Source organism: Bacillus sp. Au-Bac7 (assembly GCF_021341655.1).
GTDB lineage: Bacteria > Bacillota > Bacilli > Bacillales > Cytobacillaceae > Niallia.
The window spans coordinates 33,280-46,662 of record NZ_JAJTTG010000013.1 but is presented as its reverse complement, the minus strand read 5'-3'; the positions used below and the strand labels follow the sequence as shown (position 1 = coordinate 46,662).

General features: G+C 39.9%; 13 protein-coding genes and 1 other annotated feature. Of the genes, 4 read left to right on the top strand and 9 right to left on the bottom strand.

Annotated elements, in window-relative coordinates; all coding sequences use genetic code 11:
* Positions 1 to 28 precede the first annotated feature (28 nt).
* Both LXM54_RS22690 and LXM54_RS22685 read right to left on the bottom strand, forming a co-directional pair.
* Positions 29 to 748 (bottom strand): pseudouridine synthase, encoded by a 720-nt coding sequence (locus tag LXM54_RS22690; protein ID WP_233317725.1) that lies wholly within the window; start codon positions 746 to 748, stop codon positions 29 to 31.
* Between the two features lie 51 nt (positions 749 to 799).
* Positions 800 to 2,425 carry a putative polysaccharide biosynthesis protein gene (locus LXM54_RS22685; protein ID WP_233317636.1) on the bottom strand — a complete coding sequence of 542 codons (1,626 nt, stop codon included), beginning with the start codon at positions 2,423 to 2,425 and terminating at the stop codon, positions 800 to 802.
* 216 nt (positions 2,426 to 2,641) lie between these two features.
* Between LXM54_RS22685 and LXM54_RS22680 the strand changes: the two genes are divergently transcribed.
* The gene (locus LXM54_RS22680; protein ID WP_233317633.1) at positions 2,642 to 3,916 is read left to right on the top strand and encodes an NAD(P)/FAD-dependent oxidoreductase; all 1,275 of its coding nucleotides are present in this window, start codon (positions 2,642 to 2,644) and stop codon (positions 3,914 to 3,916) included.
* A gap of 29 nt (positions 3,917 to 3,945) precedes the next feature.
* Here the strand turns inward: LXM54_RS22680 and LXM54_RS22675 are convergent, their stop codons facing one another.
* The 5 genes from LXM54_RS22675 to LXM54_RS22655 form a co-directional block, all read right to left on the bottom strand.
* Positions 3,946 to 4,128: a sporulation protein Cse60 gene (locus tag LXM54_RS22675; RefSeq protein ID WP_233317723.1), complete on the bottom strand. Its 183-nt coding sequence runs from the start codon at positions 4,126 to 4,128 to the stop codon at positions 3,946 to 3,948.
* Positions 4,129 to 4,244: 116 nt separating this feature from the next.
* Positions 4,245 to 4,550 carry a rhodanese-like domain-containing protein gene (locus LXM54_RS22670; RefSeq protein ID WP_233317631.1) on the bottom strand — a complete coding sequence of 102 codons (306 nt, stop codon included), beginning with the start codon at positions 4,548 to 4,550 and terminating at the stop codon, positions 4,245 to 4,247.
* Between the two features lie 145 nt (positions 4,551 to 4,695).
* Positions 4,696 to 7,116 carry a leucine--tRNA ligase gene (gene leuS / locus LXM54_RS22665; protein WP_233317629.1) on the bottom strand — a complete coding sequence of 807 codons (2,421 nt, stop codon included), beginning with the start codon at positions 7,114 to 7,116 and terminating at the stop codon, positions 4,696 to 4,698.
* 72 nt (positions 7,117 to 7,188) lie between these two features.
* Positions 7,189 to 7,413: a binding site (T-box leader), on the bottom strand.
* Between the two features lie 110 nt (positions 7,414 to 7,523).
* Positions 7,524 to 8,699, bottom strand: coding sequence for an amidase (locus LXM54_RS22660; protein WP_233317627.1), 1,176 nt, complete (start codon positions 8,697 to 8,699; stop codon positions 7,524 to 7,526).
* Between the two features lie 22 nt (positions 8,700 to 8,721).
* Positions 8,722 to 9,294, bottom strand: a complete 573-nt coding sequence (locus LXM54_RS22655; protein WP_233317625.1) for a histidine phosphatase family protein — start codon at positions 9,292 to 9,294, stop codon at positions 8,722 to 8,724.
* A 235-nt stretch (positions 9,295 to 9,529) separates the two neighbouring features.
* Between LXM54_RS22655 and LXM54_RS22650 the strand changes: the two genes are divergently transcribed.
* The gene (locus tag LXM54_RS22650) at positions 9,530 to 10,723 is read left to right on the top strand and encodes an MDR family MFS transporter (RefSeq protein WP_233317623.1); all 1,194 of its coding nucleotides are present in this window, start codon (positions 9,530 to 9,532) and stop codon (positions 10,721 to 10,723) included.
* A 57-nt stretch (positions 10,724 to 10,780) separates the two neighbouring features.
* Here the strand turns inward: LXM54_RS22650 and LXM54_RS22645 are convergent, their stop codons facing one another.
* Positions 10,781 to 11,044: a YtzC family protein gene (locus tag LXM54_RS22645; protein WP_233317621.1), complete on the bottom strand. Its 264-nt coding sequence runs from the start codon at positions 11,042 to 11,044 to the stop codon at positions 10,781 to 10,783.
* A 197-nt stretch (positions 11,045 to 11,241) separates the two neighbouring features.
* On the opposite strand from LXM54_RS22645, the gene LXM54_RS22640 reads away from it, so the two are divergent.
* Entirely contained in the window at positions 11,242 to 12,204 is a 963-nt protein-coding gene (locus LXM54_RS22640; protein WP_233317619.1) for a TIGR01212 family radical SAM protein, read from the top strand.
* Positions 12,201 to 12,773 carry a class I SAM-dependent methyltransferase gene (locus LXM54_RS22635; protein ID WP_233317617.1) on the top strand — a complete coding sequence of 191 codons (573 nt, stop codon included), beginning with the start codon at positions 12,201 to 12,203 and terminating at the stop codon, positions 12,771 to 12,773. Before LXM54_RS22640 ends, LXM54_RS22635 begins: the two co-directional genes overlap by 4 nt.
* Before the next feature lie 48 nt (positions 12,774 to 12,821).
* Here LXM54_RS22635 and LXM54_RS22630 read toward each other — a convergent pair whose 3' ends face one another.
* Entirely contained in the window at positions 12,822 to 13,367 is a 546-nt protein-coding gene (locus LXM54_RS22630; RefSeq protein ID WP_233317615.1) for a GNAT family N-acetyltransferase, read from the bottom strand.
* Positions 13,368 to 13,383 lie beyond the last annotated feature (16 nt).

Below are 13,383 nucleotides of genomic sequence, written 5' to 3'. Positions count from 1 at the left end.
GGTTTGGCGTTTTTTTATGCTGCATGTTTTAATTTACTTCATAATCTTGAAGAAGTTGTATCTCCTCATCAGTGAGCTCTCTGTATTCCCCAAGCTCCAATGTTTCGTCAAGCGCAAGCGGTCCCATCGAAATTCGCTTCAGATAGATGACCTTCTTTCCTACACTCTCAAACATTCTTTTAACTTGATGAAATTTGCCTTCTGAAATCGTAAGCTCAATATCAGAGGTTTCGCCAGCCTTCAAGATAACAAGGTGCCCAGGTTTGGTTACATAACCGTCATCAAGGGTAACACCTTTTTTAAAGGATTCTATATCTTCGTCTGTAACGATTCCTTTTATGACCGCAAAATATGTTTTAGGAACATGCTTTTTCGGTGAAAGCAACCGGTGCGAAAGTTTGCCGTCATTTGTAAGCAGCAATAATCCCTCTGTATCCTTATCAAGGCGGCCGACAGGAAACGGATTGTAGACAGCATCCTCAATTTCCAGCAAATCAACAACTGTCTCCTCTCGGGCATCCTCAGTCGCTGAAATAACTCCTGGCGGCTTGTTCATCATCAGATAAATAAATTCCTTATATTCCACTATCTCCCCGTTTAATGTTATGACATCTTGCTCGGGGTCGACCTGCTGTTTAGCATCTTTAATTACTTCATCATTGACCTTAACTGCCTTGCTTTTCAGCAGCGACTTTACATCTTTTCTGCTGCCATATCCTAAATTGGCAAGCAGTTTATCAATTCTCATTTTTTTCATTTATCTTGCCATCCGTTTCATCTTTATTTATGTGTCTTCTATTTAAAATGGAAGTCTTAGCTTTCTTTTAATTGATTCAGCTCTCTCTCCCAGCAACATGTAAACAAGCTTAGAGCGGTATGCAAGGTAAGCGTATATCAGCCCTCCAGCCAGCGCGACAATCCCAACCATAAGAAGAGAGGAAATTAATGATTTCGGCTCCAAGAATAACCTGAGTAGTGTGTAGATAATTTCCGTACCAACAAACATTAGGAAAGTAAAACCAACGATTAACACACTTCTACGCAGGACTAGCCTGAATGGATACTTCGCAAAAACTTTTATCACAAAGATATTAATTACTATTGCAGCAGTATATCCTAATGCTGTTGCCAAAATGGCACCTTTCGCTTCCCATCTTTCAATAAGCGGCATGTTTAAGCTCAGTTTAACCAATAAACCTACTAAAAGACTTAAGACTGTAAAGCGCTGTTCGTTTATACCTTGCAAGATTGCGGCAGTAACAGCATACAGAGAAAATAGAATGGCAACTGGTGCATATAAACGCAGCACCTCTGTTCCTAAAGCTAAATCCACTGTCCCGTAAAACAGACGATATACCGGCTCAGCCAGCACGGATAATCCTATTGTTGCCGGTAATGTAATAAATAATAATATTTGAAATGCTTGATTTAAATTATGGTTTACAGACTTTTGATCTCCACTAACAAACGCTCTTGTTATCATCGGCACGAGTGTCATGGAAAAGGCAGTTGCCAAGGAAACTGGAATAATGACAATCTTATGTGTCTGATAGTTGAATGCATTCAGCTGCGTCTCTGAAATGGCACTTAAACCTGCAACAGCCATCGCACGGTTAAAGGTAATCGTATCGATAAACTGAAAGAGCGGGTTTGCTATTCCAACGAAAACAAATGGTGCTGCTGAGATAAGTATTTCCTTATACATGGAGCCTAAGGAAATGTCCGAAATTTGCTGCCTGTCTTCTAGGAGCATGGAGTTAAAATGATGTTTTCTTTTAAGCCAATAATAGATAAGTACTGCAAGTCCGCCAATCGCACCGACAAATGCTGCAAATGTCGAAATGCTGACTGCAGTTACAATATCGCCTTTGAGTACATACAACACAGCGGCAGCTCCGCCAAGCATGAAAACGATTCGTACAATCTGCTCTACTACTTGAGAAACAGCAGAAGGTCCCATTGACTCATGTCCCTGGAAGAAACCGCGAATCAAGCTCATGACAGGGACGACGATAACAGCAAAGCTTACTGCCCTAATTACAGTCGTAACATCCTTTACGCTGGAGTTAAGATCATCCTCAGGAATATTAATCTCTGCAAGAAATGGTGCGAGGAAATACATGGCAAGGAAACAGACGAATCCGGTACAGGTCATCACAACAAGCCCTGACTTAAAAAGCCGCCTGCTGACACCGTACTCTCCCATCGCATTATATTTAGAAATGAATTTGCTGACAGCAAGAGGAATACCTGCTGTTGCAATACTGATGACAATCGTATAAGCTACATATGAATATTGATAAAGGATAGTTCCTTCTTTTCCGACAATCATATTAAACGGGATTACATAGAACAATCCCAGTGCTTTTGATATCATAGTTCCGAGTGTTAGAATAAACGTACCTCTCAACAATTTTGACGACATATAATCCCTTCCTTAAATGAAGCTTAGCTGCAAACTAACATAACAAATTATTTTAACATGAAATGAATATGATACTAAGTGTAATAATGAGCATTTTTTATACACACTATTAGTAGTTTACCTTTTCTTGACTAGAAACGCTACTTTAGCTTTCAAATGAAGAAAATAGTCTATAATAATAGATCTCAATATAGGAAAAAGAAAGTAGGTTCATCTATGCAATATGAAGTAATTGTAATTGGCGGCGGTCCTTCTGGATTAATGGCAGCGATTGGTGCTGCTGAATCTGGTTCAAAGGTCCTGTTAATTGATAAAGGGGAAAAGCTTGGCCGCAAGCTTGCTATTTCAGGAGGCGGCAGATGCAATGTCACAAACAGGCTTCCTGTTGATGAAATTATTAAGCATATTCCAGGTAACGGACGTTTTCTTTACAGCGGGTTTTCGATTTTTAATAATGAAGATATTATTAATTTTTTCGAGAATTTAGGAATTGCTCTAAAGGAAGAGGATCATGGCAGAATGTTTCCTGTCTCTAACAAAGCTCAATCTGTTGTTGATGCCTTATTGCAGGAGCTCGACAGACTGAAGGTTGAAATCCGGACAAATACTCCTGTTAAAAAGGTATCCTATAATGAAGACGGCACTAAGACAATCTTTATGCAAAACGGAAAAGAGGCAGTCACGAAGTCTCTCATCATTGCTGTCGGCGGCAAATCTGTGCCCCATACAGGCTCAACTGGCGATGGATATGCTTGGGCAGAGAGTGCTGGACATACTATTACCGAGCTGTTTCCAACAGAAGTACCTGTCACTTCAAGCGAATCATTTATCAAGGAAAAAACATTACAAGGTTTGTCTTTAAGAGATGTTGCGCTGAGTGTATTAAACCAAAAAGGAAAACCTATTATCACACATAAGATGGATATGATTTTCACCCATTTTGGGATCAGCGGTCCAGCTGTATTGCGCTGCAGCCAGTTCGTCGTCAAAGAGCTGAAGAAAACCGGTTTAGCAGAAATTCCTGTTTCGATTGATTCATTTCCTGATAAAAAGGAAGAACCACTGTTCCAAGAAATAAGTAAACTCGTTAAGGACGAGCCTAAAAAAGCGGTGAAAAACATTTTAAAAGGTTTCTTAACAGAACGCTATTTACTGTTTTTACTTGAGCTTGCAGAAATTGATCCTGCAGCACAAGGAGCTACTGTCTCCCAAGATAAGCTAAAAAAATTCACCTCTCTTTGCAAAGGATTCTCTTTTAAAGTCAACGGTACAATGCCGCTTGAGAAAGCATTTGTTACAGGCGGAGGTGTCTCTATTAAAGAGATTTCTCCAAAAACAATGGAATCAAAGCTAATGCCAGGACTCTTCTTTTGTGGAGAGATATTGGACATCCATGGATATACAGGGGGATATAACATCACAAGTGCGTTTGTGACAGGAAGACTTGCTGGTGTAAATGCCGCTCTTGAAGCAAAAAATATGTTTATGTAAAAAGTTAGCTGAACGGTTTAATAGACTGTTCAGCTTTTATATATAATCATCGAGGAGAAACAATAAATCTGTTCTTCTTCCCCCTCTTGTAATGCTGCAACATTATACTTTATATCTAAAAGCTTCTTTTCATCAAGCTTCTCCAGGAACTTATTCATTTCCATTTCCAGATCTTTTTCATGCTCCTGGTCAAATAATTTAACCTTTATCATCATCCACACTCCTAAGTGATCAGAATATTCTATTAAAATAATAGCCAATTTATCGTCATTTTAGACAATATGAAAATAAAAAACCCTTCACAGCAAGCTGCGAAGGGTTCTTTAGATTAAACAGTTTCACCGTTCCAGTTAAGCATTCCACCAACCATGTTAACAACCTTGTAGCCTCGGTCTTCAAGGAAATAGCAGACGTTTTCGCTTCTTTTACCACTGCGGCATATAAAAATATATTCTTTCTCTTTTGAGAAGTAGTCTAGCTTTTCAGGAATATCATTCATGCGAATATGCTTAGCCCCTGGAATCATGCCTTCTGCTACTTCATCATCTTCCCTAACATCAACAAGCTCCAGCTTTTCCCCTTTTTTCAGCTTGTCTTCTAATTCTTCTGTTGTAATTATCTTAATATCTTCCATTTATTATTTCCTCCATTCTACCAGTACGAATCATGTTAACTTCCACTCATTGTAATATAGAACAATTAAAAAAAAGATGCAAATCACATGCCCACTGTTTTTATATAAAAAAAGTCCAGCCACACAGTATGGCTGGACTTCTGTATTAATTAGCTACAATATTAACCAATTTTCCTGGAACAGCAATAATCTTTCTAACTGTTTTCCCGTCAATTTGCTCTTTCACTTGACTGTCTTCCATAGCGATTTGCTCTAGAGCATCTTTATTCGCATCAGCTGGAACCATCAATTTTGTTTTTACTTTACCGTTGATTTGGATAACGATTTCGATTTCATCGTCTACCAATTTTGCTTCATCATATGCTGGCCATGCTTCATATGCAATCGTACCTGATGAGCTTCCAAGTTTTTCCCACAGCTCTTCTGTAATATGAGGGCAAATTGGGGAAAGAAGCTTCACAAAGCCTTCAATATAAGCTTTTGGAATCGCATCTGCCTTATAGCACTCATTAATGAAGACCATCATTTGGGAAATAGCTGTGTTAAAGCGTAATCCTTCAAAGTCCTCTGTAACCTTCTTCACCGTTTGGTGGTAGATTTTGTCTAGACCCTTCGCTTCATCGATTTCTTGAACTTTGCTTGAAATCTCGCCATTATCATCCACAAGCAATCTCCAAATACGGTCAAGGAATCTTCTTGAACCATCAAGTCCGTTCGTTGACCAAGCTATTGCTGCATCAAGTGGTCCCATGAACATTTCATACAAGCGAAGTGTATCAGCACCATGGCTTGAGACTATTTCATCCGGATTAACTACATTACCTTTAGACTTACTCATTTTTTCATTGTTTTCACCAAGAATCATCCCTTGGTTATACAGCTTTTGGAATGGCTCTTTCGTAGGTACAACGCCTAAATCATACAATACCTTGTGCCAGAAGCGTGCGTACAATAAATGCAGAACCGCATGCTCTACACCACCGATATAAATATCAACTGGAAGCCATTCTTTCAGCTTTTCAGGGTCTGCAATAGCTTCACTGTTTTTCGGATCGATATAGCGGATATAATACCAGCTGCTGCCCGCCCATTGCGGCATTGTGTTTGTTTCACGTCTGCCTTTTTTACCTGTAACCGGATCTACTACATTAACCCACTCAGAGATGTTTGCCAAAGGCGATTCACCAGTTCCAGATGGTTTAATCTCTGCTGTATCAGGCAATGTTAGCGGCAATTCTTCCACAGGGACACCTGTCATTGTGCCATCTTCCCAGTGAATAATTGGAATTGGTTCACCCCAGTATCTTTGACGGCTGAATAACCAGTCACGAAGTCTGTAGGTTACTTTCTTCGTACCGATGCCTTTCTCTTCAAGCCATGCAATCATCTTAGTGATTGCTTCTTCTTTTTGCAGCCCATCAAGGAAGTCAGAGTTAACATGCGCTCCATCACCAGTATAGGCTTCTTCCTGTACATTTCCGCCAGCTACCACTTCTTTAATTGGCAAATCAAAAGTTTTTGCAAACTCGAAGTCTCTTTCATCATGTGCAGGAACTGCCATAATGCTTCCAGTTCCATAGCTGACAAGCACGTAGTCTGCAATCCAAATCGGCATTTTTTCGCCATTCACTGGATTAACAGCATAAGCTCCTGTGAATACACCTGTTTTTTCTTTAGCAAGGTCCGTTCTTTCCAAATCACTCTTGCTCTTAATTTTCTCTAAATATGCTTCAACTGCTTCCTTTTGCTCTGCTGTTGTGATTTTATCAACTAACGCATGCTCAGGAGCAAGTACAGCATAAGTAGCACCAAACAGTGTGTCTGGTCTTGTCGTGAACACAGTGAATGTTTCATCATGGTTATCAATTTGGAAAGTCACTTCCGCTCCTTCAGAACGTCCGATCCAGTTTCTTTGCATTTCTTTAATGCTTTCCGGCCAATCCACTTCATCCAAATCTTCAAGCAAACGGTCAGCATAAGCTGTAATCTTTAAAATCCATTGTCTCATCGGGCGTCTTTCAACAGAATGTCCGCCCCTTTCGCTCTTTCCGTCAATGACCTCTTCATTGGCAAGCACTGTTCCTAAAGCAGGGCACCAGTTAACTGCCACTTCATCAACATATGCTAAGCCTTTTTCAAATAGCTGTAAGAAAATCCATTGTGTCCATTTATAATAATCTGGATCTGTAGTGTTAATCTCTCTGTCCCAGTCATAGGAGAAGCCTAAAGAGTTGATTTGACGTCTGAATGTTTCAATATTTTTTTCTGTGAATAGTGCTGGATGGTTGCCTGTATCAAGTGCATATTGTTCTGCAGGTAATCCAAATGCATCCCAACCCATTGGATGAAGAACATTAAAATCCTGCATTCTTTTCATTCTTGAAAGAATATCAGTAGCTGTATATCCTTCTGGATGTCCTACGTGAAGGCCCGCTCCGGATGGATATGGGAACATGTCAAGTGCATAGAATTTCTTTTTCCCTTTATCTTCACTTGTTTTAAACGTTTTATTTTGTTGCCAATAGCTTTGCCATTTCTTTTCTATGTTCTGATGATTAAAGCTCATCTTATTTCCTCCTATTAGTTTTCTATTCGCAGGGTTTGTTTTCCTTAGAAAACAAAAAATCCCCTCATCCCAAATAGGGACGAGAGGAATATATGTATATCTCCCGCGGTACCACCCACAATTAGTGAATAAATCACTCGCTTCATTTATCCCTTAACGCGGTGTACGGCAAGCATTACTGTTAGTTCACACTTGCAACTCAAAGGCGAGTTCAAGATTTTTTTTGACTGGCTTGCACCATCCGCCAGCTCTCTTCAACAAAAAAGCATCTTTACTATTCCTTTTCCTAGCTGTTGCCCTATATGATGTTTATTGTATGTTATTTTCTTCACGGATGCAAGAAGTTATTAAGCAAGAACTATCTCCGCCAGCTCCTTGTTAAGCATATGCACCGTTAAGGATTTCGGTCACCGTTTGTTTGCTTCAAGTGACGCAATAAATTGCAGGAGCTTTTTATCCTGACCTTTGCCAGCAATCACAGATACACCAACAGGAACGCCGTCTACTTCTGCAAGCGGGATATTCACCTGCGGGAAGCCGGTTAACCCAGCAATGCAGCAGAGCTGGAATGTCCTGCTTCTGCGCAGTTCCAGTTCTTCCACCGACAGATTGAGCAGAGGTGCTTTTCCAGGTGATGTTGGAATGATTAAAAGGCCATCATCCTTTAGCAGTTTTTCCATATTTTCTTGAATCATACGTCTTTTCTTTATAAATGGGGACATATCAGCTTCAGCTAGTGTGCTTGCCCATTGAAATCGTTCTGCAATGCCAGGACCGAAGGATGGTTTATACTTTTCAATCCATTTTCCATGCTCCTCCCAAATCTCTCTGCCTTGCAGCATCCTGAACGTCTCTGCCCAGTCAGCAAGCCCCTCATTTGCCAATACCGTTTGCGAATGTGTTAAAGAAGCTGTCTGCCATTTTTTCAACTCCGTTAATAATGCCTCTTTTGCATTAGGTTCAATCAATTCCCATGCATCATCTGCCATCAAAATACGAGTGAAAGGCTCTCTGGAACCTTCCTCTTTAATCAATACGTTGCCAACCTTTCGTAATGTCTCTGCGTCTCTTGCCATCCAACCGACAGTATCAAAGCTTTTAGCTAACGGAATGACTCCTTCCATATCAACAATATTATGAGTTGGACGGATGCCATAGATTCCACAATAAGAAGAAGGAATTCGGACAGACCCGCCCGTATCTGTTCCGATTGCAAAATCAGTTAATTCCGCTGCTACTGCGACTGCTGATCCGCATGATGAGCCGCCAGGAATGCGCTTTGGATCTTTCGGGTTGATTGGAGTTCCATAATAAAAGTTTTCTCCATTAAGACTATACATCAGTTCATCTGTTATCGTCGTTCCTTCAAGCCTTGCGCCATTATTAAGTAACAGGCTGAGAGAGAAAGCTGTACTTGCTGCAGCAGGGTGAGTCTTGAGCCAATCTGGATTTCCTGCCGTTGACTGATGTCCTTTTATAGCAAACACATCCTTAACTGCAAAGCTTAAGCCTGATAATTCCCCTGTATTTAATGGTTCTAATACAACCTCTTTTTTTGCAAATGCCCCAAAATCCTTAACCATCTTCTCCTCATCCTTCCCGTAATTAAACTTGCAAATGTGTGACGATGTTGTAGTCCTTTATCGCCCATTTACTGTCTTTATAATGAATATTGCTTATACAAGCATTTGTTAAGTATGTATTGTCTAATGTAATTTCCTCGTTTGACAGAATTCTTAAAATGGTATGAATGACAGCCCCATGAGCAACAAGGAGAACTTTTTGCTGTGGGTAGCTTTGCAGAATATCTGCCAAGCCCTGTTTCAGTCTTTCTGCCAATTCCCAGTAAGGCTCTGCATTAGGATAAAGCATATCAGGATAAAGGACCTGTCTTTCCTCCTTTGTTTTTCCTTCTGCATCCCCAAAGCTTCTTTCAATGAATTCGGACATTTCTACTATAGGCAGGTTTAGAGACTCGTTTATAATAGCCGCAGTTTCCTTTGCCCGAATAAGAGGGCTTGTGATGATAAAATCCCAGCTAGTTTCCTTCAAATAGTCCCGGCATTGTTCTGCTTGTCTAATTCCGTTCGAGTTCAATGGAATATCGGTTCTGCCTTGAATCTTCCCTAAGGAATTCCAATCTGTCTCTCCGTGCCTTATTAAACAAATATTTGTCATGAATCTTAATTCCTTTCTATACAAGAGCATGATATTTCTACTGTAGATTAAATTGTCTAACTTTTCAATAAATTATCTGTTTTATTCGCACAGTTGTTAAAAGTAACCGTTTTAATTAACAGAAAATAACTAATTTTCCGCCTTCATGCAGATGGAGTTATTTCTATTGCAGGAGTTCTAAAATCGCATTACACTTATTGCTGGTAGCAAATTAAATGGTAAAGGAGCACCACATATGCCTAGAGCACTATGGCTTTTAGTAATTGGAATGGCTGTCAATGTCACCGGCTCTTCTTTGCTTTGGCCATTAAACAGTATATATATCCACGACCACCTCGGAAAATCTCTTACAGTTGCCGGTTTTATCTTAATGCTTAATTCTGGTGCAAGTGTAATCGGGAATTTGGTTGGCGGCGCGCTTTATGATAAATTAGGAGGCTATCTCTCCATTCTTCTGGGAATTTCGTTAACAGCTTTGTCCTTGTTAGGGCTGTCCGTCTGGAATGCTTGGGAAGCTTATTGCTTCTTCTTCACATTGTCAGGCTTTGGATCTGGGATTATTTATCCAAGCATGTATGCAATGGCGGGAAATGTCTGGCCAGAGGGAGGCAGAAAAGCGTTTAACAGCATTTATGTTGCCCAAAACGCTGGAGTTGCATTAGGTTCAGCAATTGGCGGGCTAATTGCTTCCTATTCGTTCACTTGGATTTTTATCTCTAATACATTTATGTATGTTGTATTTTTCTTTATTGCTTTATTGAGCTATAAAAACATCCAAGTTCAACCTATTGTGCAAACGGCAGGAGACAATGGTATAAAAAGAAAGAAAGCACATCGAAATCCAGCTATTTATGCCCTTACTATTCTCGGCTTCGGTTATTTGCTGTGCTGGATTTGTTATGTACAATGGCAAGCGACCATTTCTACACATACACAAGAGTTAAATATTCCGCTTGCACAATACAGTTTACTATGGGCCGTTAACGGCGGCTTAATCGTTTTTGGTCAGCCTCTCATCAGTCTGTTTACGAAGAAAATATGTTCTTCTGTAAAAATGCAGATGTTAATTGGTATTGTTATTTTTATTATTTCTTTCCTTATCGTCGGTCAAGCAGACATGTTTGCAGGGTTCTTAGCTGCCATGATCATTCTCACCGTAGGGGAAATGTTAATATGGCCAGCTGTTCCAACCATTGCAGATAAACTGGCACCAAAGGGGCGGGAAGGCTTCTTCCAAGGTATTATCAACAGTACAGCAACCGGCGGCAGAATGATAGGTCCTTTATTAGGAGGCTATCTAGTCGATGTTAATGGAATTGGCCTGCTTGTACCTGTATTAATTTTCTTACTTGTTATTGGTATGGCAGCTGCTTACTTCTATGATGCACCATTAAAAACCAGCAAGCTTAGAGTACCTAAAACAGAATAATATTAAAAGGGCGATTCATCATTAGAATCGCCCTTTTTGATGCATTACTAAGACTCTTTATGGTAAATGTAGGGCCATTTGATTTTGCTTATCCTGTATAAGCAGCCTCATTCTGTATAATTGATCCCTTTGCTGCGCGTTGGCACTATGATCCATCGTTTGCAAGTCATTAAATACATTTTCCAGCTGAAATTGTGCATCTGTATATTCTTCTATATTATAATGCTCCTGCATTTGAGCAATTTTATACTGTTCTTCTGCATAGCCTATCGCTGTATTACATCTTTCCAAAAGCTCATCCATAGAATCACGAGTTGCCAATATATAGCCCTCCCAACAAGTGTTGCTGTCTTTGAAGCAATAGTGCTTCGCTACATATTATCTGTAGTCTGCAACCTTCTTATGACTTCCTTTTCTTTACTGAATTAGCGGTTTATATAAAACTGTTTGGAGAAGCAGCAGTTACATGTTAAAATTTTTGTTATGCATTTAGATTGCATTATAAGGAGGTCATTCTTTTGAGTCAGCAAAATCCATTTGCTTATGCAGCTGATAATAAAAGATATCATACATGGAATTATCATTTGCGAGGCGAGTTTGGACATAAAGTATTTAAAATCGCACTAGACGGAGGCTTCGATTGCCCTAACCGGGACGGCACGGTGGCACACGGCGGCTGTACTTTCTGCAGTGCTGCTGGTAGCGGTGACTTTGCAGGGAATCGTGTCGATTCATTGGAAAAGCAATTTCACGATATAAAAAACAAAATGCATGAAAAGTGGAAAGACGGCAAATATATGGCTTATTTCCAAGCATACACAAATACACATGCTCCTGTTGAAGTGCTGAGAGAAAAGTATGAAACTGTTTTGAAGCAGGAAAATGTTGTCGGCATTTCCATTGCGACAAGACCAGATTGTCTTCCTGATGATGTTGTTGAATATTTGGCAGAACTGAATGAGCGCACCTATTTATGGGTGGAGCTTGGCTTGCAGACTGTCCATGAAAAAACAGCACAGCTTATTAATAGAGCCCATGATTATCAAACATATGTGGATGGTGTTAATAAACTGAGAAAACATAATATCCGCATTTGCTCACATATCATTAACGGGCTTCCACTTGAGACGAATGAAATGATGATGGAAACAGCGAAAGAAGTGAGCAAGCTTGATGTGCAAGGAATTAAAATTCACTTGCTTCATTTGCTGAAGGGCACACCTATGGTTAAACAATATGAAAAAGGATTGCTTAAGTTTCTAACCTTTGACGAATATATTCAGCTTGTTTGCGACCAGCTGGAAATATTGCCGCCAAGTATGATCATTCATCGAATTACAGGCGATGGACCGATTGATTTAATGGTTGGACCAATGTGGAGTGTCAACAAATGGGATGTACTGAACAGCATTGATGCAGAATTGAAAAGACGTGACAGCTGGCAAGGAAAATTTTATAATGCGGAAAAGGTGACGATATGAAGCTGGAACGCATACTTCCCTTTGCAAGAACATTGTTAGAAAATGCAATCGATGAAGACGATATTGCCATTGATGCGACAATGGGAAATGGTCATGACACCTGTTTTCTGGCAAACCTTGTAGGAGAAGGCGGCAAGGTATACAGCTTCGATATTCAGGATCAGGCCCTTGAAGCAACGAAAAGCAGACTTGCAGCCCAGTCCCTTACTAATCGGGTAATTCTTACTAAAACAGGGCATGAAAATGTGGAAAAAATTATTCCTGAAAAACTGCATGGACTTGTGAAGGGTGCTATTTTCAATTTAGGCTATTTGCCTGGTGGAGATAAATCAATCGTTACAAATTCGAACACGACTATAATGGCAGTCGAACAAATATTTAACATGCTTGCACCAGAAGGAATCATTATTCTTGTCATTTATCATGGACATACTGAAGGTGCACAAGAAAGAGACGAGCTGCTTACATTCGCTGAAAACTTCAGTCAGGAAAAAGCGCATGTTCTAAAATATCAGTTCATTAACCAAAAAAACAACCCGCCTTTTATTATTGCCATTGAGAAAAGATAAATAAGAAAAAATGCCGGATAATCAGTAAGACTGATTCCCGGCATTTTTTTATTTCTTTTCGTTTAAGGAAGGGTGAAGCAGACAATACATGAGGCAATCATAAATATGTTCATTTTGAACCATATATTTTGCCAAAGTACCTTCTTTATGAAAACCTGCTCTTTCCAGCATTTTTTGAGATGAATTATTTTCAGGATACACAATCGCTGAGATTCGGTTCAATTGCAAAGCAGAAAATCCGTATGATATAACTTCAGAAATAGCCTCCATCCCATAGCCCTTTTTCCAAAAATCCGGGTGAAGCTCATAACCGATTTCAGCCCGCTTATGCTTTTGATGCCATGCATGATAGCCAATTGTCCCAATAAAAGCGCCGCTGTCCTTTTCTACCATTCCCCAGCGAATTCCTTTTTGCATGCTGTAATTCATATTGAAAATTGCCAGCAAGGAACGTGCTTCCTCAATTGTGGTAAAAGGCTCTTGCCCGTAGTGCACCGTAACGTCAGGACGACTTAATATACTATAAATCGCTTTAACATCTTTTTCTTCTATCTCTCTTAAAAGCAACCGATCTGTTTCTAGTTCAGGAAACATCTGCAACTCCCCTTGT